Below are 21,448 nucleotides of genomic sequence, written 5' to 3' on the forward strand. Positions count from 1 at the left end.
CCCTTTTCCGCCATGCAACGCACTCTCGTCAAAGACGCGCACAACGCCACCGCTCCGAGCGACGCCATCCTCCTCCAAGGCTGGGTCCGCACCCGCCGCGACGCCAAGGCCTTCTCGTTCATCGAGCTCAACGACGGCTCCTGCCTCAAGGGCATGCAGGTGATCGTCGACGCGACGCTGCCCGACTACGCGCAGGTCGCCCGCGCCAACACCGGCGCGTCCGTCGAAGTGCACGGCAAACTCGTCGAGTCGAAGGGCGCCGGCCAGAAATGGGAAGTCGTTGCGACGAAGTTCACCGTGCTCGGCGAGGCCGACGCGACTTACCCGCTTCAGAAAAAGGGCCACACGCTCGAGTTCCTCCGCGAGATCGCGCACCTGCGCCCGCGCTCGAATCTCTTCGGCGCCGTCTTCCGCGTGCGCAGCCGCCTCGCCTACGCCGTCCACCAGTTTTTCCAGAACAAGCAGTTCCACTACGTCCACACGCCGATCATCACGGCGAGCGACGCCGAAGGCGCGGGCGACATGTTCCGCGTGACGACGTTCGATGTGGCCAACCCGCCGCGCACCGAGGACGGCAAGCACGTCGACGACGCGAAGGACTTCTTCGGCAAGAAAGCGTTCCTCACCGTCTCGGGTCAGCTCGAGGGCGAAATCTTCGCGCACGCGTTGAGCAACATCTACACGTTCGGCCCGACGTTCCGCGCCGAGAACAGCAACACCTCGCGCCACGCCGCCGAGTTCTGGATGATCGAGCCCGAAGTCGCGTTCTGCGACATCCACGGCAACATGGACCTCGCCGAGGAGTTCGTGAAATACCTCATCCGCGACGCGAAGGAGCACTGCGCGGCCGACCTCGAGTTTTTCTCCAAGTTCGTCGACAAGGACCTGCTCGCGCGCCTCGACTTCGTGTTGGAAAAACCGTTCGTCCGCTGCAGCTACACCGAGGCGGTCGAAATCCTCGAGAAGAGCGGCAAGACCTGGGAGCACCCCGTCGCGTGGGGAGCAAACCTTCAAGCCGAGCACGAGCGCTACCTCACCGAGGAGCACTTCAAGTGCCCGACCACGGTCTACAACTACCCGCGCGCGATCAAAGCATTCTACATGCGCGCCAACGACGGCTGCGCCCCCGGCCGCGAGACGGTCGCCGCGATGGACCTGCTCGTCCCCGGCATCGGCGAGATCATCGGCGGCAGTCAGCGCGAGGAGCGTTTGGAAAAGCTCCGCGAAGGCATGGCGCTGCACCACCTCGATGAGAAGGGTTACTGGTGGTATCTCGACCTGCGCCGCTACGGCAGCGTGCCGCACGCGGGCTTCGGCCTCGGCTTCGAGCGCATGCTCATGTTCGTGACCGGCGTCGGCAACATCCGCGACGTGATCCCCTTCGCCCGCACGCCGGGCACGGCGGATTTCTAAGTCGAACTGCGCACTACTCCGCGCGCAGCAGCTCCGTCACGTCCACGCGTGCCGCGCGGCGCGCGGGCCACCAGCACGCCGCCACGGCCACGGCGAGCATGAGCAATCCGACCGCGGCAAACGTGAGCGCGTCGTGCGACGCGGTGCCGATCAGCAGCGACTCGAGAAAACGCGACAGGCCCCACGCGACCGCGAGTCCGATCGCGACGCCGAGCGCGGCCAAGCCCGCACCCGCGCCCAGCACGAGGCGATAAAGCGACGCCCCGGTCGCACCGAGCGCCAGCCGCACGCCGAATTCCGCGCGGCGCTGCGCCACCGAGTAAGCCATCATCGCGAACAAGCCCGTCGCCGCCAGCAGCAGCGCCAGCGCCGAGAGCACTTGCAGCAGCGCGAACGCGAACCGTTCGTTCGCCACCTCCCATTTCCGATGCTGCTCGAGCGGATAGAGACCGATCACCGCGACCGTCGGCGCCACTTCGTAGAGCGCGCGGCGCACCTCGGCTTCGAATTTCGGCCCCGGCGCGCCCGCGCACTTCAACAACAGTTCCTCGGCAGCCCAGAACGGCGACTGCCAATGCGGAAAATAGAATCGCGGCTTCGCGCCGTCGCGTTGCGAAACTTGATCGCCGACCACGCCGGCGATTTCCCACGGCTTTTTGTCGAAGCCCTCGATCCGCTCGCCGATGGGATTGCGGTCGCCGAAATAGAGTCGCGCCATCGTTTCGTTGATCCAGATCGCCGGCGGGTCCGACGGACGTTGCGCCGCCATCGGACGCCCGAGGCGCAACGGCACGCCGAGCGCCGCGAGCAATTCGGGAGACGAGGGATTCGCCGCCGCCTCGATCTCGGCCCCGTCCGTGCGTCCGACAATTTTCACCTTCTGCGGATAATAGTAGCTCGGCACCGCGCCCATGGAAAACGCTGCGCTCGTCACGCCCGGCACGCTTTGCACGCGCTCCAACAGCACGCGCCGCCGCTCGACGAGTTGCTCGCCGGTGAGTTTCTCGCGCATCGGGCGGGTCAAGCTCACCGTGTAGCGGTGTTCGAGTTCGTAGCCGGGCTTCTGCCGCGCGATCTGGGCAAACGAGCGCACCATCAAGCCCGCACCCGTGAGCAGCACCACCGCGAGCGCCGCCTCGATCACGACGAGCGCACCACGCAACCGGCGCGTGGCGCGACTCTCGCCGGCGGCGGCCGAGCCGTCCTTCACGACGTCCTGGATGCTCAGTCGCGTGGTGTGCCAGCCCGGAATCACCACCACCGCCAGCGTCGTCAGCGTCCCTAGCACGGCGAGAAACGCGAGGCCTTCGCCACTCAGCTGCGCGACGACACCTTCTTGTCCGCTCGGTGCGAGCGTGAGCAGCAGCGGCATCAGCCATTTCGCAATCGCTGCGCCGAGCGCCACCGCGATGACCGCCATGAGCAAGCCTTCGACAAACAACGGCCGCAACACGTCCCAGCGCCGCGCGCCGAGCGCGAGCCGGATGCCGATCTCGCGCCGCCGACCGAGCATGCGCACGAGCACGAGGCTGCCGGCATTCACAGTCGCGATCGCGTAGAGAAAGCCCACCGCGCCCAAGCTGATCCAGAGCATCCGATGATAGCGGCGCATCCACACGTTGTCCGGCGGCTCCATCAGGCTGGTGACGCGCACCCGGTAATCGCGGACGAATTGCTCGTAGGGCTTGCCCTGCTCCGGATGCATCGCCTCCAACTCGGCGCGCGCCTGATCGAGTGTCACGCCGGGCGCGAGCCGGGCGAGGGTGATGGCCGGCAGAAACGCCTCCGCAATTTCCACCGTCGTGGGCAGTGCGTAAGGCAGGAAAACGCTGCGATCGCCGACCGGGATGGGCGAGGCGAAGTCGGGAGGCATCACTCCGACGACACGGTGCGGGTGATCGTTGATCTTCAGCTCGCGCTCGAGCACGCGCGGATCGGCGCCGAGTCGATCGCGCCAGAACCAGTCGCTGAGAATGACGACCTGCGCGGCCTCGGATTTCGTTTCCTCCGGCAAAAACACGCGTCCGCGCGCCGGCTGCACTCCAAGCATCGCAAAGAAATTCTCCGTCACGCGCGCGGCGAACATCCCCTTCGGCTCGCCGTCAACGAGCACATTGACGGATTCAAAGGAGCCGGCCGCCACCGCCGCGAACGACTTCGCGTCGCGGTAGGCGAAATGCTTCAGCAAAAACGGCGGCTGCGAGCTCGGCATCTTGGGATTCGAGATCTCGACGCGCACGAGCCGCTCGGGCTCGGGGAAGCCGACGCGCGGAAACAACGTCGTCACGATCATGCTGTAGAACGTCGCCGCCGCGCCGACACCGAGCCCGAGCGTGACGACGACCGCGAGAGTGTGGGCAGGACTCCGCGCGAGGGCGCGCGCGGCGATCTTCAGCGGAGAAAGCATGTGGCCGGGGTTACCAGACAACGCCCCAGCCCATCGGTTTCTTAGATTCGAGTCGGCAACAATCTGCGTCCTGCACGCCGTGGCAGCCAAACCGCAGAATGGTGCGACTGCCTCAGCACGCGTGCCGACGTCTCCACGCCACCGCGCCGAGCGCGAGCGCGCCGGCGAGAGCGGCGTAGGTCGACGGTTCGGGCACGGCGGACGCGCCGACCGTGAGCGTGGTGGAGTTCAACCAGATGTCGCTCGCGGTGACGTTCACCGAATACGCCGCGCTGGCGTAGGCACCGAGCCAACTTGTGGGCACCACGAGCTGCGAATTGAAGGTCGTATCGGCGTCCTCGAAGTATTGCGGCGCGGTGTAGGGCTTCGTGAGGTCGCGCGTGTCAAGAGCGGCGTTGGTCGTGGCGTCGAAGCCGAGGCGCTGGTTGAAATCGAGCGTGTGACTCAGCACGACGTTCCCGCTGGCGATTTCGCGCACCGTGACGTCGTAGCGATTGAGCAACGGCAGCTCGTCGAGCGACGAACTGTAACCGAACGTCATGCCGTCAGCGTGCGTGCCGGCGGCGAGGAGCGAGAGCGATTGCGAGTAGGTCGCGCCGCTCGACGCGCCGCGCAACGTGGCGTCGTTCGGATTGAACAGCAGCATCGGGTGCATGTGCGGATCGAACCACGCATCGGTCGACGTGAGGCCGCCGACCGCGATCTGGTTTTCCAGCGGGTTCGAGGTGCCGAAGCGCAACTCGAAGTGCAGGTGATACGCGTAGGCCTCGCCGCCGGAGCCGCCGGTGTTTCCGAGATAGCCGATCGTCGTGCCCTTCGAGATCGTGGAGCCTTTCGTCCACGCCTGATTGTTGATCAGCGTCACGCTGTCGTCGCTCAGGTGCATGTAGTAGGTGTAGAAAGTCGTCCACGTCTGCTTGTCGGGGTTCGTCCCGAACGCGACCGACGAAGGCAGCGTGTGCTTCAACACGACGTAGTTGCCGGCGCTGGCGGAGTAATCGAGCTTCTCGAACTGCGCGTCGTAGGCCGCGAGGATGTTCTCGCCGCCGGCGCCGTCGATATCGATGCCGCGGTGCCAGTCGTAGCTGCCGCTGAGCGAGGGCTGGCGTCGCGGCCCGAACGTCTCCTCGACGTCGTTGAATGTCTTCCCTTGCACCGGGAAGGTCGTGTTCGAGCGGATCGTCGTGAATGCGCTCACGATATCCTCGTAACCGGCGCGCGCCGCCGCTGGCAGGAGCGCGGCAAACGCGACGGCTGCGCGGACAATCGTCGCGCGTGCAAAAGCGGGAAAATGAAGGGACTGCTGCATTGCTCGCCGGCGATGCAATGGCCGTGCCTTGATTTTTCGATGCGCGTAAACCGCTCCCCGCCTGCACTTAAGCACGCTACGTCTTCCGGCCCACTCCAGTTGACCAACCGCTTTTTTCCCACGCCCGGGAATCGCCGCGGGACCGGGGTTAGCGCAATCGACGCTCTTCGCCAGCGCGCCGCGCGCGCTCGTTTGCCGTCGTTTCTGCAAAAATGTTGAACCAACGCCACGCCGTGGCATACCACCGGCCCATGAGACCGGTGATCCGTTTGCTGTGCCGCCTCGCGCCCCTACTCCTGCCAGCCGCCGCTTTGGCGCAAACGACGGTTACCTACACGTGGACAGGCGGCGGAGCCACTATCCTCTTCAACCAGTTCGCCAACGCCAACGCGAACCTCGGCAGCAATTGGGTCGGCGGCAACGCGCCGGTGTCGAACTCCACCGCAACCGATCTTGTTTTCGGCGCCAGCCACGGCGTCCCGTCGTCGGACGGCATGGTGAACGTGGACTTCCAGACCAGCATCAACGTCCACGGCATCACCCTGAACACGCCGGCGCCGACCTACAATTTCGGCTCCGGCTACGGAGCGAACGTCGGCATCGGCACCGGCGGCGTGACGATCAACGGCAGCAATGGCACCGTCACCACGGTCAGCGCGGGCATTCTGCTCCTCGCGAACCAGACTTGGAACATCTCCGATGCCACCCTCTATGTTCACAGCGCGATCGACGAGGACGACAGCTTCATCTCTCTGACGAAGGTCGGCGCGGGCAGCCTCGCCCTCTATAACTCCTCCAGCACCTTCTCGGGCGGCCTCGATGTGCAGGCGGGCGCGATTTATCTCAACGGCGGCTCGACCACCGAAGGCAGCTCCGTGATGCGCGGCCCCGTCGGCACCGGCACGTTGACCCTGCGCGACGGCACCGCCCTGCGCACCGCCCCTTCCACCGAGATCGAACTCCACAACGCCATCTCCCTCGGCAACAACGTCACGCTCGGCAACTACTCCTACGACAACGGCATTTCGCTCTACGGCGACATCACGCCCCGGCAGACCGACACGACCGTCAAGATCGGCGTCGAAGGCGCGCTGTTCATCGCCGGCGCCATCCACAACGCCACCGCGGGAGCGACCTCGATGCGCTTCACCAAACCCCTGAACAATTTTTCCGGGGATGGCCAAATTTCGTTCTATCAAGCTTACCAAAATCCCCCGATCGCCGTCCTCACCGGCCAGAACACCTACACCGGCGGCACGGTCGCCGACGGCGCGGGCGTGATTTTCTACACGCCGGAATCGATCCCAGCCACCGGCTCCATTTCCGCCGTCAACAGCGGCTACATTTCGACCGGCTTCTCCGGCGGCATGACCACGATCCTGTCCCACATCACCGACAAGCCCGGCTTCAACGGCGCCCTTGGCTTCGACACCAATCCCGACCTGTCCTCCATCCCCACGACCTTCGCCGACACCCTCGACCTCAGCGCCTTCAGCGCGGATCACACCCAGTTCATCGGGATCGGTTCGCGCACCTATGCGACGCTCACCGGCGCGATCACCCCGCCCTCCGGCGGCACCTACATCTTCGGTGGCAGCGACGGCACGCTCTACGTGCAGTCCAACCTCACCCAACCCGTCGGCATCCGCGTCCAGAGCACCAATCCCTACGACCCGCTCGCCGTCTATTTTCGCGGCAATAACAGCACGGTCGGCGCCGCCACCGCCGCCTCCTCCCTCATCAACGATCGCTCCATCGTCGTCCTCGATTCCGCGCACGCCCTCCCGGATCTCGGCGCGAACGGCGTGGGCAAGTTCCAGATGGACGACCATGCCTACACCGGGGTCACCGAAAACACCGGCATCTCGCCCACGCAATTCATCGCGCGGCTCAGCACCTACGCCTCCACCTCGATCCTCGGCTTCGACTCCAGCAGCTCCGATGGCCGCACCATCTCCGACACCATCGATTTGTCCGGCTTGGGCTTCCTGTTCCTCGGCACCACTTCGCACGTGCATCTCGCCGGCACGATCAAGGCCCCCGTCGTCGCCGAGAGCCAGAACTCCGGCCGCCTCTCCGTCACCGGTGTCGGCAACAAATCCTGGCTTACGATCGACAGCCCGCTGCAGGCCGGCAACGTCAACTCCCTCGAGATCGGCGGCAACGGCACCACTCCCGTCCAACGCGGCGTCGTCGAACTCACCAGCGGCTCCAGCACCTTCTCCGGCGGCTCCAGCCTCAACAGCGGCTACCTCCTGCTCGGCGCCAGCTCCACAGCCAACAGCGACGCCATCGTCAGCGGCCCGCTCGGCACCGGCACGCTCAACGTCAACAGCTACTACGCCGAATACATGGCCGGCATCGCCACCGCGAGCAACCTCACCCTGCACAACAACATCACCTTCGGCGGCGGCAGCGCGCTGCAATTCGGCGCCTATTCCACCACGAACAAGGACGACCCGGCCTATCGCGTGCGTTCCTACACGAACAACGGCCTCACCCTGAACGGCAACCTCAGCGGCACGCCGGACGAACTCCGCTTCGTCGGCAACGGCACCTTCATCCTCAACGGCGACAACCGCTACCTCACCACCTCCGAACTCGAGATCGGCTACGTTAACTACAACAACGCCTCCCTCGACCTCACCGCCTACTCCAGGCCGCTCGTCATCGCCGGCACCAACACCGCCCTCGGCTCCGCGAACTCGATGGTCTGCCTCTCCGATGGCGCCGACCTCCAGTTCACCACCTCCGCCCCGGTCATCGGCAGTATCATGGGCGGCAACCCCGTCTCCTTCGACGGCGGCATCGACCGCTCCTACATCACGCTCGCCGCCGGCTCCACGCTCACCATCAACCAATCTCAATCCAGCACCCTCCAGTCCAACATCGTCGGCGGCGTCTCCGATCGCACCTCGTCCAACACCACCGTCATCCCCGTCAGCGCCGCCCTCGTGAAGAATGGCAATGAGACGCTCACCCTCACCGGCCAGAGCACCTACTCCGGCGGCACCACCATCAACGCCGGCAAAATCGTCGCCGGCTCCAGCACCACCTTCGTTTCCGACTCCCTCGTCTCCGGCCCGCTCGGCACCGGCACCGTGACCCTCAACGGCGGACAACTCGGCTTCACCAACGGTGCCACGATCGTCAACCCCATCGTGTTCGGCACGAACGGCGGCACGCTCTCCGGCAACACGACCTTCAACCAGAGCATCACCGTCGGCACCAACATCGTCCTGGCCCCCGGCAACTCGCCCGGCACGCTCACCTTCACGAACGCCCTCACGTTCGCGTCGGGCGGCACCGCCAGCTTCGACATCTCCGACTTCGCCAGCTCGGCCGGATCCGGCTGGGACCAAATCCTCGTCACCAGCCCCGGCACTTTCGCGATCACCGCCACCACGATCAACCCGTTCAACATTCAGATCAACTCGTGGTCCGCCACCAACGACGTGCTCGGCGCCCTCACCACCGACTTCTCCTCGCCCGCCTCCATCGCCCTGCTCACCACGCCCGCCGCGATCACCGGCCTCATCGGCGACGGCCAAACCGGCACCAGCAACCTCGTGCTGAACGTCAGCAATTTCACCGCCTACCAGGGCGGCTATTTCAGTCTCTCCGTCGGCGGCGCGAACAACACCCAGCTCCTCCTCAACTTCACGCCCGTCCCCGAGCCGTCCACCTACGCGCTCCTCGGCTTCGGATTGCTTGCGGTCGGCTACGCGGTCCGCCGCCGCGCCAAGCGACCCTGAGCGCCCCGCGAACTCTCCCCTCTCGAAACGGCGGTCCCGCGACCGCCGTTTCTTTTTGCCCGCCACCTCCACGTCGGCCCCGAAACACTCGAACGTTCCTCCGCCGCGCACGGCATTCGCCGCTCATACCCCCCTATTAGCGACTCTGCGATTTCCCCCCCGTTCTTCCGCGGCGGTTGCGCACCGTGCGCACCGCCGTATGTCATAGCAAAACTATGGCCGCCGCAAACCCCCGCCGCGCTGCCGCTGTCCACGCCGCTCCGCTCCGCATCCTGACTGCGGTGCCGATCTGCGACGGACACGACAGCGCCGTCACGACCATCAACATCGAACTCGCCCGCCACGGCATCGAGGTCATCTACCTCGGCTACCACCAATCGGCCACGACCATCGCGCGCGCCGCCATCCAGGAGGACGCCAACGTCGTCGGCCTCAGTTCCTACAACGGCGGCCACATCGTCTTCTTCAAGGAAGTCGTCGACCGCCTCAAGGCCCTCGGCTCGGGCGACATTCCGGTCTTCGGCGGCGGCGGCGGCACCATCACGCTCGCCGACGAACGCGTAATGAAGCGCCAGGGCACCGATCGCATCTTCTTCGCCGGCACGCCGCTCGACGACATCATGGCACTCATCAAGCGCGAGTATGCCCGCGACGCGAAGCCCAACGCCAAATTCAAGGGCGACCGCGCCCTCGCCCGCGCCATCACGCTCGCCGAAACCGCCATGTTTGAAGGTAGGGCGGGACCGCTGGGCCCGCCGCGAATGGCCAAAACGGCGCGCCCAGCGGTCGCGCCCTACCCCAAAGCAAAGAGCGCCAAGCGCTCGCATGTCCTCGGCATCGCCGGCCCCGGCGGCGCGGGCAAATCCACGCTCATCGACGAACTCACCTCGCGCTTCCTGCGCAATGTCCCTCAAGGCCGCATCGCCATCCTCGCCAACGACCCGTCCCACCCCGACACCCACGGCGCCATCCTCGGCGACCGCGTGAGCGCGATCTACGCGCAGGACGACCGCGTCTTCTTCCGCTCCATGGCCACGCGGGGCAGTCTCACCGGCCTCAGCGCCGCCGCCCCCGCCGCGATCGACATCCTGAAAAAGTCCGGCGAATTCGACCTGATTCTGGTCGAGTCCGTCGGCGTCGGCCAGGAGAGCGACCCGTTCGGCGTCTTCGGCGGCAAAAAACTCGTCGACGCCACGCTCTTCGTCCTCGCGCCCTATTACGGCGGCCGCATCCAGCTGCAGAAGATCGCGCTGCTCAACGGCGCCGACTTCGTCGCGCTGAACAAATGCGACCACCCGATGGCCCACACCGCCAAGGCCGAGATCCAAGCCCGCCTCGACTACAACGGCAAAGGCCAAACCCTCCACACCACCACCGCCGCGAAGCACTTCGATCCCGGCGTCGACTCCCTCTTCCGCGCCCTCGCCGAACGCGGCGGCCTCACCCTCTCCACCGGCGGCGAACCCGCCTGCCAGCTCAAACTGGCATGACCGAACGTGCGAACGCGTCTTCACTGGTAGGGCGGGACCGCTGGGCCCGCCGCGAACGTCGCTAGCGGCCGGCCCAGCGGTCCGGCCCTACCTCCAACGCCGCCCGTCTCTCAACTCTCAGCTCTCAACTCCCAACTTTCTGCCCGCATGCCTTCCCTCGGTCGCATCGCCGACTCCGTCGACACCTACAACGCCTTCGTCCGCGCCGAAGTCGCGCGCGCGCGCACCGACGCCGCCTACGCCGCCGACCTCCGCGCCCGCTGGGAAAAAATCCGCGCGAGCGTCGACCACACCACGTCGCCCACCGGCACGAAGATCCCGCGCCTCGCGTTGCCCGACACCGACGAGCCCGGCGCGATCGCCGACTACCTGCTCGGCCAGGGACTGCCCGGCTCGTTCCCCTACGCCACCGCCGCCTATCGCGAGATGTATCTCGACCGCGAGGTAGAGCGCGTTGACCCCAACGCGCTCAAAGCCGCGACCGCGAGCGAAAGTTCCACGCGCGTTGAGGTCAACGCGCGCCACCCCAACGCCACCGTCAACGAGGAACCGATGCGCCTGTTCGCCGGCCTCGGCCTCGCGGAGGACACGAACGCGCGTTTCAAATACCTTTCGCGAAACCAAAAGAGCATTCGCCTCTCCACCGCGTTCGACGGCCCTACGCTCTACGGCCTAGACTCCGACCACGAAGGCGTGCTCGGCAAGGTCGGCGAGGGCGGCGTCGCGATCGACACGGTCGAGGACATGCTGCGCCTCTTCGACGGCTTCGACCTCACGCGCAAGGACGCCTCCGTCTCCATGACGATGAACGCGCCCGCGCCGATCATCCTCGCAATGTTCATCGCCGCCGCGAAACGCCGCTTCGGCGCCGACTGCGTCCCGAACCTCCGCGGCACCATCCAAGCCGACATGCTCAAGGAAGTGCAGGCTCAGAACGAAGTCATCTTCCCCGTCGACGCCTCGCTGCGCTTCCTCGGCGACATGATGGAGTGGTGCGTGCCCAACATGCCGCGCTGGTATCCGGTCTCGATCTCCGGTTACCACATCGCCGAAGCCGGCGCGACGCCCGTGCAACAGGCCGCGTTCACGCTCTCGAACGGGTTCACCTACGTCGAGCTGCTCAAGCAGCGCAGCGCCGACGTGAACGCGTTCGGCCCGCGCCTCTCGTTCTTCTTGGATTGCGGCCTCGACGTCGAATACCTCGTGCTCGGCCGCGTCTGCCGCCGCATCTGGGCCATCGCGATGCGCGACGTCTTCGGCGCCGACGCGAAGGCGCAAATCCTCAAGCTGCACACGCAGACCTCCGGCCGCTCGCTCATCGCCGCGGAGTTCCAGAACAATCTCACGCGCACCGCCGTCGAGCTGATGCTGGCCTACATGAACTACACCAATTCGTGCCACTCCAACTCCGCCGACGAGCCGTTCACCACGCCGACCGAGAAATACGCGCTCCTCGCCTCGCACGGCCAGTCGATCATCCTCGAGGAGTCCGGCCTCTTCAAACACATGATGAACATGTTCGGCGGCGCGCCCGGTCTGCTCGCGCTCGAGCGCCAAGTCGAGAAGGGCATCCTCGATGTCTTCCGCGAGATGGACACGCTCGGCGGCGTCATCGCCGCGATGGAGCAGCGCTACCAGCGCAGCAAGATCCAGGAAGCCGGCCACGCCTATGAGAAACAGATCTACTCGAACCAGCGCCCGATCATCGGCCTCAACAAATACGTTTCCGAGGAAGCCCACCCGAACGTCCCCCTCGCCCGCACACCGCCGCGCAAACAGCGCCTGCAAGTCGAGCGCCTGAAAGCCTTCAAAAAGAAAAACGCGAAGAAGGCGCCGGACGCGCTGCAGAAATTGGAGAACGTCGCCCGCAACGGCGGCAACGTTTTCGGCGAACTCGTGAACACCGTCGAAGTTTGCTCCCTCGGCCAAATCACGGCATGTCTCACCGGCGTGGTCGGGAAATTCCGGCCGATGGTATGAATATGAAATCTATTCTCGCAGCGTTCTTCGCCATTGTGTCGGTGCTCGCCGCGGTCGCTGGGCAGCCGAAGAATGTCATGGAGCTCTTCGGTGGTGCTGAGGCGATGGCAGTGCTTCGCACCGCAACACGTGTTGAAGCCTGCTTTCTAAAACGGTCCGGAACTCAGGGAGACTGGAAATGGGACGAGACCCCCTACGCGCTGCTATCTGATGCGGGAGCGGCGAGGTTGCGCAAGTTGCTCCTCGATGAGGCAACCTATGCATGGGACGAAACGTCGGCTGGGAGCTCATACTCGCACAACATCTCCGTCAGATTCACACAAGGAGGGCACACTCTCAAAATCCTGTTCCTGCTAGATAGCGACTATCTCGCAATCTCGTATGATGGCGCCTGGCGCCAATGGGGTGAAGAATACCGGAAACGGAGCGAGGAATTTTTCTCCATCTTCGAGAGCGAACTTTCCCACCTTTCCCTCTTCGCTGAGATCCGAAATGAAAAGGCCGCTCGTGAGGCAGAACGCGCAAAGTATCGGAAACTCGAACAAGAGGCGCTGGCGAGGGATAGAAAACTGAAGGCAGAAACCAACAAGTGAAACCCACCACCCCTTCCACCACCCCCGCCCTCCTCGACCGCTGCAATGAAATCGCGCAGCAGGAAGCCCAGCTCCGCGAGGGCGGCGGCGCGGCCGGGCAGGAGCGCCAGCACAAGCTCGGGCGTCTCTTCGTCCGCGAGCGCATCGCGGCGCTGATCGATTCGCCGGAGTCGTGGGTCGAGGTCGGTCTCTGGGCGGCGCACGGGATGTATCGCGAGTGGGGCGCGTTCCCCGGCGCGGGCGTCGTCACCGGCATCGGCGACATCGCCGGCCATCCGTGCATGATCGTCGCCAACGACGCCACCGTGAAGGCCGGTGCGTTCGTCCCGATGACGTGCAAGAAAGTCCTCCGCGCGCAGCGCATCGCCTTCGAGTGCAACCTGCCGCTCGTCTACCTCGTGGACTCGTCCGGCGTGTTCCTGCCGATGCAGGACGAAATTTTTCCCGACGAGGACGACTTCGGCCGCATCTTCCGCAACAACGCGGTCATCTCCGCCGCCGGCATCCCGCAATACGCCGCCATCATGGGCAACTGCGTCGCGGGCGGCGCGTATCTGCCCGTGCTCTGCGACAAGATCCTCATGACCGAGGGCAGCGGCCTCTACCTCGCCGGCCCGCAGCTCGTGAAGGCCGCCATCGGCCAGGAAACCGACACCGAGACGCTCGGCGGCGCCGCGATGCACGCGGAGATTTCCGGCACGGTGGATTTCAAGGAGAAGGACGACCCCGCGGCGCTGAAGCGGCTGCGCTCGCTGATCGGACTCCTGCCGGCGGAACCTGTAGCCGGGCTCGCTGAGCCCGGCCCGGGGTCAGCGACCCCGGCTACAGAATTCCCCGCCTCGAAGATTTATGAACTGGTGAGTATCGACGGCCGCAAGGAATACGACGTGCGCGACGTCATCCGCTGCCTCGTCGACGCCGGCTCGCTCGATGAATACAAGGCCGACTACGGCAAATCGATCGTCTGCGCCTTCGCGCGGCTCGGCGGACGCCCGATCGGCATCGTCGCGAACCAGCGCATGCGCGTGCAGTCGAAGGCCGCGGGCGCGGCCGGACTGCAGATGCCGGGCGTCATCTACGCCGACAGCGCCGACAAGGGCGCGCGCTTCATCATGGACTGCAACCAGACGCGCGTGCCGCTGCTGTTCCTGCAGGACGTGTCGGGCTTCATGGTCGGCAAGGACGCCGAGCAGAGCGGCATCATTCGCAGCGGCGCGAAGATGGTGAACGCACTCAGCAACTCCACCGTGCCGAAGATCACCGTCATCACCGGCGGCTCGTTCGGCGCCGGCAACTACGCGATGTGCGGCAAGGCCTTCGACCCGCGCTTCATATTCTCGTGGCCGCACGGCAAATACGCCGTGATGGGCGCCGCGCAGGCCAGCGACGTCGTGTTCAACATCCTCGCCAAGTCCTCGAAGCAGGAGCGCACGAAGGAGGAACTCGACGCGCTGCGCGCGCAGGTGAAGGCCGGCTACGTCGAGCAAACCGACATCCGCTACGGCGCCGCGCGCGGCTGGGTCGACGCGCTCATCCAACCGCACCAGACCCGCGAAGTGCTCCTCCGCGCCTTCGCCCTCGCCTGTCGTCCGGCCCCGAGCGCGAATTTCCACACCGGCGTGTTGCAGGTTTGAGGGAGGGTCCGCGTCCTCGCGGGCCGTGTGCAAGGAGGCGCGAGCGAGCTCGCTCGCCTACCTTGCTGCGGGTATTTGCGGTCTTTCGTAGGCGGCGAGCTTGCTCGCGCCGCTTTGTGCCCGCATCTGCTCCTAAAAAGGCGGAGGCCGCGCACCCCTGCGCGGCCTCCTGTGACAACGGACCTGTCAGTCCTAAAATGAAAGTGGTTTTGGCGTTCCGGTTGTTTGCGCGGTGATTTCGGTTCAGCGCATCGCGACGGTCTTCGCGTTGGTGTTGCCGGCCATCGCCATCATCTGGTGGAAGCCACCGGCCTGCGTGCTGTAGGCGGCGACGATCACGCCGACGATGTTCTTCTCGTTCACGGAAACCGCGTCGGCTTCGTCATTGTTGACGCCTTGGACAACGTAGCCGCGGCGATCTTCATCGATCACGCTGTGGGCGACGAGGCCGCCATTGGACTTCCGGTAGACGAGGGTCATGCCCTTCTTGATGTCGTCGTAAGCGATTTCCTTGACCACGACCGCGGTGCCCGGCGCGTAGAGCGGCTCCATCGAGTGACCGATGCCCCAGAGCGCGGTGCCGCCGTTGTTCTTCGCGGCCTGCTCGGCGAGCTTCATCTCGCTGCCCTTGGCGACGATGACCGGAGCCGGGGTGTTCTGCGCGATCTTGGCGAGGAGGCGCGGGCTCTTGATACCCGCATGGGCGGAAAGGGTGGTCGCGACGACCGCGAGGGTGAGCGCGGCGTAGCGGAGGAGGGTGCGGGTCGTTGTCATGCGACCAGCATCCTCGAAAACGCGATTTTCAATTATCCGTGCGCCTACGCGTCGCGGCCTCGTTTTTTCCGCTAGGGGGTTTCCTGCGGCCGATGCGGGAGACCCCGGTGCGATTTCCGGGAAACGCGCTGTGCCGGAAGATTTTCCTCAAGTTCGCCGCGCCTGCGCCGATAGACGCGGGCCATTTGTAAACACCTCTGAAGTAAGGCGGCTCCTTGCCGATGAATCCTGCAAAGCCTACGATGCCGCCCATGATCCGAGCCCTTTACGCCGAGGATGACCCCAATGTCGCCGGCATCGTGCGCAGCTACGTCGAGCATTTCGCACCCGACTGGGAGCTGGAAATCGTGCCCAACGGCACGCGCTGCCTCGAACGCATGGCCGAGGGCGGCTTCGACATCCTGCTGCTCGACCTCGTGCTGCCCGACACGGACGGCCTGCAAATCCTCGGCGAGCTCGCACGGCGCAATGACCCCACGCCCGTCGTGATGGTCACGGGTCACGGCCAAACCGATCTCGCCGTCCGCGCGCTTCGCGCCGGCGCAGCCGACTGCGTCGACAAAACCTCCCCGCAATTTCTCCAACTCGTCGACATCGTGAAGCGCGTGCAGGCGCGCCACGCCGAGGCCCGCGGCAAACGCCCATCGACCGCCGCCGTCGCGGGACGGCACACTATCGCGCTGATCGAGGGCTCCGCCGCGTTGCCGGGCAGCATCGGTGAATTCCTCGCGCGCCATGCTCCGCAGTTCGACCTGCAGGTCATCGCGACGACGAGCGAGCTGAACCACTTCCTCTCGATCGGCGCGCCCGCGAAAGCCGTCATCGTCGGTCCGACGCCGCACCAGAACAAACCGCTCGAAGTGCTGCGCCAGCTGCGTTCGCACACGACCGACATGCCGGTCATCGTCGTCTCCGCCCGCAACGACGGCGAAACGACGATCGCCGCGTTCAAACTCGGTGCGCAGGACTACATTCTGCAGAAGCCCGACTACCTCACGGAGGTCGTCTTCTCGCTCAACAGCATCCTGCGCCACGCCGAGGCCGAGCGGCAGAACACGCAGCTGCAAAAGGAACTGGAGACGCTCAACCGCTCGCTCGAAGCGCAGGTCATCGCCCGCACGCGCGAGTTGCAGGCACTGTCGCTCCGCCTCCTCCGCATCCAGGAAGACGAGCGCCGCGCCATCGCGCGCGAGTTGCACGACGAGATCGGGCAGTTGCTCACCGGGTTGAAACTCCAACTCGAGGCGGGCCTGAAAGCCGCGGGCGACGCGCCGCTGCGCGCGCATTTTGTCGAGGCCACGACGACCGCGAGCAGCCTGCTCGAGCACGTCCGCATGCTCACGCAGCAATACCGCCCGCGCGTGCTCGACGACCTCGGCCTTCAGCCCGCGATCGAGTGGCACCTCAAGCAGTTCACCAAGCAAACCGGCATCGAAGTCGACTTCGCCGCCGACTTGCCGGCCGCACGCCTGCCGGGTGAACTCGAGACGGTCGTCTACCGCATCGTGCAGGAATCCCTCACCAACGTCGCCCGCCACGCCCAAGCGAAACAAGCCGCCGTCGCCATCACGCACGACGAACGCCAGCTGATCGTCGAAATCTCCGACCGTGGCCGCGGCTTCGATCTCACCGCCGCGCTGGCCAAGACCGATTCGCTCGGCCTCGCCGGCTTGCGCGAGCGCGTGAACCTCGCAGGCGGCCGCATCGAGATGCAATCGACCGTCGGCGCCGGCACGCGCATCACCGCCGAGTTCCCCCTGCCCGTTTCGCCATCATGACCACCGTCATTCTCGCCGACGACCATGAGATCGTGCGCCGCGGCGTCCGCAGCGTGCTGCAAGCCGACGGACGTTTCCAAATCGTGGCCGAAGTGGCCGACGGCCTTTCCGCCGTCCAGCAAACGGAAAAGCTGAAGCCGAACGTCCTGTTCCTCGATCTTTCGCTGCCCCGCCTGCACGGCCTCGAGGCGCTGCGCCAGATCCGCATCTGCAGCCCGAACACGAAGGTGCTCGTGCTCTCGATGCACAACGACGAGCCCTACGTCATCGAGGCGCTACGCAGCGGCGCTTCGGCCTACATTCTGAAAGGCTCGGAATCCGAAGAGATCGTGAAGGCCACGCAAGAGGTGCTCGCCGGCCGGCGTTTCCTCAGCGCGCCGCTCACGGAGTGGGCGATCACGGCGCTCGCAGTGAAGACGCCGGACTCGAGCGATCCCTACAACACGCTCTCGCCGCGCGAACGCGAAGTGATGCAGCTCGCCGCCGAAGGACTCGGCGCGGCGGAGATCGCCGAGAAACTCTTCATCAGCGCGCGCACCGCCGAGACGCATCGCGCGAACCTGATGCGCAAGCTCAGCCTGCAAACGCAGACCGACCTCGTGCGCTACGCGATCCGCCGCGGGCTGATCCAAGCGTGAGCGAGGGCCGGGTGTCGCCGGCATCCCGAACGGCGACGGCCGCGACAGTCCTTGCCGCTCACTTTGCCGCGCGATGGTAGAGTCCGTCGAAGGACGTGGTCCAAGTCGCTCCGTCGTCCGAGGAAATCCCCCAGTGTTGCCGCACCGTGCCGTCGGGGTTCGGCGTGTAGGTGATGCGATTGAGCACGGTGCCGCCAGCGCGGCCGGGACTCGGGCCGCGAATCACCATACTGCCGTCGGCGGCGAGCCCGCCGTGGAGTTCGAGGATGCTGCCGTCGCTGCCGACCCAAAACTGCTGCCAGCATTTTTTCGCAGGGTTCCACGCATTGATGCTCTTGCCCGGATGACCGGGTGATTCCCAGTTCTCGAGCAGACCCCAGCCGCTGGCGATTTTCTCAACGCGACTGTGGCCGACCACCTTGCCGCTCTTCGCGGTGACGTCCCACTCCCCCACCCAGAAATCGAACTGCGCAGACTCCGTCGGCAAAGCGGACGGCGATGGCTGCTTCGTGACCGGGGCTTGGGCGAAGGAGAACGCGCACGAAACGAAACAGAACGCGAGGCCGGCCGATGAGAACTTCATCGCGGCAATTTGGCGGGGCGTGCGGCCGGGTCGACGCCGCGGCGTTGGGCCGCTGGATTTGCGCGACGAGAGAGCCCGACGAACAGGCGTGCAACGGACGGGGCGGCTTCACGGGCGAACGACCGCAAAAAAAGCGAGGCCGGACTCGCGTGAGCGGGCCCGGCCTCGGAGAGGTGCGGCGAATAGGTCGCGCTCAGAACTCGCGGCTCAGGCGAACATACCAGAAAGCGGGCTCCGCGGTGTTGATCGCGGGGTTATAGCCGAACTGGCTGGAAATGTAGAAGGGAGGATCGTCGTTGAGGACGTTGCGCACGCCGACGGTCATCTTGGTTTTCCACGGCGTCTGGTAGCTGACCTGCGGATTGATGCGCCATTGAGCTTTGGTGTCGGGCTCGGTGCCGGCACCCGTGAAAAGCTGCGCCGGATAGCCGCCGATGTAGTTGACGAAAACGGAGGCGGCCCAGTCGCCCTTCGACCAACCCAGCGTGGCGCTGCCGCGCCAGAGCGGGACGGAGTCGGTGCCGTCGATGTCGATGATGGTGGTGACACCGAGCGAGGAGATGGTCTCGCGTTCGAAGTTGCCCGTGTAGGTCGCGGTGAGGCCGGCCCGGAAATTGCCCCAGCCCTTCACGCTTCGGGAGTAGTTCACGCCGAAGTCCCAACCCTCGTTGATGATCTTGTTGGCGTTGAACCAATCCGTGGCGACGTAGTCGATGATGCCGACGCTGAAGCCGGCGGCGGCCTCGGCGGGAGTGAGCGCTTTGCGAACGACGCGGCCGGCGGGAAGAACGGTTTCGTTGGCGAGCGTGAAGGCCGCGGTGTCGCGCGTGATGAGGTTGGTCTGGTCGAACTTGAAGTAGCCGATGTCCAACGACAGGCCCTTGAGGAAACCGGAGGGGACTTCGAGCACGATGCCGGCGTAAGTGGTTTTCGTCTCCTCGGGCTGCAGATCGGGGTTGCCGCGGCCCACGGTCTTGAGCTGGCCGGAGGGTTGGTCGGGCCGGCGCGGGTCGAAGAGCTGGTTGCCGGTGAAGGAAACGCTGCCGGTCTGGTAAAGGAAGGCGAGGTCGGGCGCCTTGAAGGAGCCGGAGTAAGAGCCGCGCAGGAGCAGCCATTTGGTCGGGCGCCAGCCGAGGGCGACCTTCGGCTTCGTGGTGGTGCCGAAATCGGAGTATTCCTCCCAACGCGCGGCGAGTTGGAGTTCGAGTTGTTTGGCGAGGGGAACCTTGAGTTCGGCGTAGGCGGAAGTGACCTGGCGCTTGCCGCCGTAGCCGAAGCCTTCGGAGCCGCCGACGATGTTGCCCGTTTCGTTTTCGAGGGTGCGAACGTCGCTGAGGCTCTCCGCGCGATACTCGAGGCCCGCGGCCGCACCGAGCGGCCCCGCGGGGAGCTGGGCGATGTTGCCGCTGACGGAAACGTCGTAGAGGCCCGAGGTGAACTTGGTCTTCGTGGGATTGGTGCCCGAGTAGTAATCGGTGACGCGCGGATCTTCGGGGCCGAACGGATTGGCGTAGAGCATCTGGCCGCCGATGTTCAGACCCATGAGCGCTTCCTGGACGCGGCTGTCGAACGCGGTGCCGGGGGAGGAATTGTCGAACGAGCCTTGGGCAAACATGTAGGCGGCCTCCCACGTCCATTCGTTGGGCAGCGCGCCACCGAGGCCGAGCAGGTAGCGCGGATAATCAGAGGTCGTATCGACGATGCGCGGGCCCGCGTTCACGAGACGGAAGGTGCTGAGCTCGATCGCCTGCCCGCCGCTGCCAAAGTAGCGCGTGCCATAGGGATTGTAGGGATTGGCGGCGGGAACAACGAGGCGGTTGTTCGTGCCCGCACCCTTGTCGGTCGTGGTGAACGGCGACGGCGCGGAGAGATTGGTGGTCTCGATGCGCTTGAAGAAAATGTCGGCGAATCCGTAGAGGCGCTCGGTGAAATCGTGTTTCACGTAGACGCCGAAGCCGCGACTCTGGTTCTCGGGAAGCAAGGAGGAGTCCTGCTGGAAATTGTAGAAACCGGCGCCGGTGGCGCGCGACGTGGCGACAGCATCGGCGACGCGCGGATCGGTTGTCGGGTTGAGGAAAGTGCGCACCGTGGCAGTGCCGGGAATGAAGAAACGCGCGGGAAACGTGCTCGAGCTGCGCAAGTCGCCGCCGATGACGAGGCCCGTGGCCGGATCGGTCTCGACCTGGTTGGGCGAAGTCTTGTCGTGGCGCAGGTCGGCGTTGCTGGAGAACGAGAGGTCGCGGTTCATCAGCATGTTTCGGCGGGCGTAGTCGACGGTCATGACCACGCTGGTCTTCTCGGTCGCCGCTCCCGCGATGAGGAACGCCGTGACCTCCTGCGAATCGGTGCCGAAGGTGTTGCCGAACGACACGTCCATGCCGACGCCGGTGAACGAGCGCTTGAGCACGATGTTGAGCACGCCGGCGACCGCGTCGGAGCCGTAGATGGCAGACGCGCCGTCCTTGAGGATTTCGATGCTCTCGATCGCCGCGGTCGGAATCTGGCGCAGGTCGATGACGGATTGAAAGCCGTTGAACGCGCCCGCGCCGGAAGGCACCGCGCGGCGGCCGTTGATCAGGACGAGCGTGTTGTTGTTGCCGAGGCCGCGGAAATTGACGGTCGACGTGCCGGAAGCGAAGCCGGTGCCGGAGCCTTCGGGCGAGATCGTGCCGGCGGTGTTGAACGGCATCGCGCGCATGGCGTCCTCGACGTTCGTGAAGCCGGTGTTCTGCAGGTCAGCCTGCGTGATGCGGACGACCGGACTCGGCGTCTCGGCGTCGACACGTTTGATGCGGGAGCCGACGACCGAGAACTCCTCGAGTCGCAGCGTCTTGTCCGTTTCGGTCGGCTTGGTGGTTTGGGCCCACGCCAGTTGCGGCGCGACAGAGGCCAGGAGCGCAGCGACAAGGACGTGCGCGCTCCGCAGGGACATGCGGTTTGGTTTCATGTGTTGTGCTTGGTTGTGGCCGGATCGGGGCTGAAACGCTTCCGGCGGCGCGCACGACACTTGACCGGGCCGCCCGACACAACGGGACCGCGTCGGAGCGCGACCAACGTCTCGTGGGACGCCAAAAAAGCCGCCCGAGTCTCAGGC

Annotated in this window: 13 protein-coding genes; 8 read left to right on the forward strand and 5 right to left on the reverse strand. The window is 65.5% G+C overall.

The features are described 5' to 3' along the window. Positions 1-12: 12 nt before the first annotated feature. A complete protein-coding gene (gene asnS / locus HZA32_07215; GenBank protein MBI5423860.1) occupies positions 13-1,413 on the forward strand; it encodes an asparagine--tRNA ligase in 1,401 nt (466 codons plus the stop codon). Between the two features lie 13 nt (positions 1,414-1,426). Here asnS and HZA32_07220 read toward each other — a convergent pair whose 3' ends face one another. Continuing rightward, positions 1,427-3,820: an ABC transporter permease gene (locus tag HZA32_07220; GenBank protein MBI5423861.1), complete on the reverse strand. Its 2,394-nt coding sequence runs from the start codon at positions 3,818-3,820 to the stop codon at positions 1,427-1,429. A 112-nt stretch (positions 3,821-3,932) separates the two neighbouring features. Further along, complete coding sequence (locus HZA32_07225; protein MBI5423862.1) at positions 3,933-5,129, reverse strand: M23 family metallopeptidase; 1,197 nt, start codon at positions 5,127-5,129, stop codon at positions 3,933-3,935. A gap of 251 nt (positions 5,130-5,380) precedes the next feature. Between HZA32_07225 and HZA32_07230 the strand changes: the two genes are divergently transcribed. The 5 genes from HZA32_07230 to HZA32_07250 all read left to right on the forward strand — a co-directional run bounded on the left by HZA32_07230 (position 5,381) and on the right by HZA32_07250 (position 14,581). After that, positions 5,381-8,884 (forward strand): autotransporter-associated beta strand repeat-containing protein, encoded by a 3,504-nt coding sequence (locus tag HZA32_07230; GenBank protein ID MBI5423863.1) that lies wholly within the window; start codon positions 5,381-5,383, stop codon positions 8,882-8,884. Positions 8,885-9,099: 215 nt separating this feature from the next. Next, positions 9,100-10,374 (forward strand): cobalamin B12-binding domain-containing protein, encoded by a 1,275-nt coding sequence (locus HZA32_07235; protein ID MBI5423864.1) that lies wholly within the window; start codon positions 9,100-9,102, stop codon positions 10,372-10,374. A gap of 147 nt (positions 10,375-10,521) precedes the next feature. After that, a complete protein-coding gene (locus tag HZA32_07240; GenBank protein MBI5423865.1) occupies positions 10,522-12,354 on the forward strand; it encodes a hypothetical protein in 1,833 nt (610 codons plus the stop codon). Then, the gene (locus HZA32_07245; GenBank protein MBI5423866.1) at positions 12,351-12,947 is read left to right on the forward strand and encodes a hypothetical protein; all 597 of its coding nucleotides are present in this window, start codon (positions 12,351-12,353) and stop codon (positions 12,945-12,947) included. Before HZA32_07240 ends, HZA32_07245 begins: the two co-directional genes overlap by 4 nt. Next, positions 12,944-14,581, forward strand: a complete 1,638-nt coding sequence (locus HZA32_07250; GenBank protein MBI5423867.1) for an acyl-CoA carboxylase subunit beta — start codon at positions 12,944-12,946, stop codon at positions 14,579-14,581. The genes HZA32_07245 and HZA32_07250 overlap by 4 nt, the downstream gene beginning before the upstream one ends. A 243-nt stretch (positions 14,582-14,824) precedes the next feature. On the opposite strand, the gene HZA32_07255 is transcribed toward HZA32_07250, so the two are convergent. Continuing rightward, the gene (locus HZA32_07255) at positions 14,825-15,355 is read right to left on the reverse strand and encodes a hypothetical protein (GenBank protein ID MBI5423868.1); all 531 of its coding nucleotides are present in this window, start codon (positions 15,353-15,355) and stop codon (positions 14,825-14,827) included. 251 nt (positions 15,356-15,606) lie between these two features. Here HZA32_07255 and HZA32_07260 point away from each other — a divergent pair, with 251 nt between their 5' ends. Together HZA32_07260 and HZA32_07265 are read left to right on the forward strand one after the other, a co-directional pair. Further along, positions 15,607-17,133, forward strand: coding sequence for a response regulator (locus tag HZA32_07260; protein MBI5423869.1), 1,527 nt, complete (start codon positions 15,607-15,609; stop codon positions 17,131-17,133). Beyond that, positions 17,130-17,771 carry a response regulator transcription factor gene (locus HZA32_07265; GenBank protein MBI5423870.1) on the forward strand — a complete coding sequence of 214 codons (642 nt, stop codon included), beginning with the start codon at positions 17,130-17,132 and terminating at the stop codon, positions 17,769-17,771. The genes HZA32_07260 and HZA32_07265 overlap by 4 nt, the downstream gene beginning before the upstream one ends. A gap of 58 nt (positions 17,772-17,829) precedes the next feature. Here the strand turns inward: HZA32_07265 and HZA32_07270 are convergent, their stop codons facing one another. Together HZA32_07270 and HZA32_07275 are read right to left on the reverse strand one after the other, a co-directional pair. Beyond that, entirely contained in the window at positions 17,830-18,354 is a 525-nt protein-coding gene (locus HZA32_07270; protein MBI5423871.1) for a hypothetical protein, read from the reverse strand. 193 nt (positions 18,355-18,547) lie between these two features. Then, the gene (locus tag HZA32_07275) at positions 18,548-21,301 is read right to left on the reverse strand and encodes a TonB-dependent receptor (protein ID MBI5423872.1); all 2,754 of its coding nucleotides are present in this window, start codon (positions 21,299-21,301) and stop codon (positions 18,548-18,550) included. Between the last annotated feature and the right edge of the window lie 147 nt (positions 21,302-21,448).

It is taken from the genome of Opitutia bacterium (assembly GCA_016217545.1).
GTDB lineage: Bacteria > Verrucomicrobiota > Verrucomicrobiia > Opitutales > Opitutaceae > Didemnitutus.

Coding starts and splice junctions, on each gene's coding strand:
- HZA32_07220 (MBI5423861.1), bottom strand. CDS start 3,820: ATGCTTTCTCCGCTGAAGATCGCCGCGCGCGCCCTCGCGCGGAGTCCT.
- HZA32_07240 (MBI5423865.1), top strand. CDS start 10,522: ATGCCTTCCCTCGGTCGCATCGCCGACTCCGTCGACACCTACAACGCC.
- HZA32_07275 (MBI5423872.1), bottom strand. CDS start 21,301: ATGAAACCAAACCGCATGTCCCTGCGGAGCGCGCACGTCCTTGTCGCT.
- HZA32_07225 (MBI5423862.1), bottom strand. CDS start 5,129: ATGCAGCAGTCCCTTCATTTTCCCGCTTTTGCACGCGCGACGATTGTC.
- HZA32_07270 (MBI5423871.1), bottom strand. CDS start 18,354: ATGAAGTTCTCATCGGCCGGCCTCGCGTTCTGTTTCGTTTCGTGCGCG.
- HZA32_07235 (MBI5423864.1), top strand. CDS start 9,100: ATGGCCGCCGCAAACCCCCGCCGCGCTGCCGCTGTCCACGCCGCTCCG.
- HZA32_07260 (MBI5423869.1), top strand. CDS start 15,607: ATGATCCGAGCCCTTTACGCCGAGGATGACCCCAATGTCGCCGGCATC.
- HZA32_07245 (MBI5423866.1), top strand. CDS start 12,351: ATGAATATGAAATCTATTCTCGCAGCGTTCTTCGCCATTGTGTCGGTG.
- HZA32_07255 (MBI5423868.1), bottom strand. CDS start 15,355: ATGACAACGACCCGCACCCTCCTCCGCTACGCCGCGCTCACCCTCGCG.
- HZA32_07230 (MBI5423863.1), top strand. CDS start 5,381: ATGAGACCGGTGATCCGTTTGCTGTGCCGCCTCGCGCCCCTACTCCTG.
- asnS (MBI5423860.1), top strand. CDS start 13: ATGCAACGCACTCTCGTCAAAGACGCGCACAACGCCACCGCTCCGAGC.
- HZA32_07265 (MBI5423870.1), top strand. CDS start 17,130: ATGACCACCGTCATTCTCGCCGACGACCATGAGATCGTGCGCCGCGGC.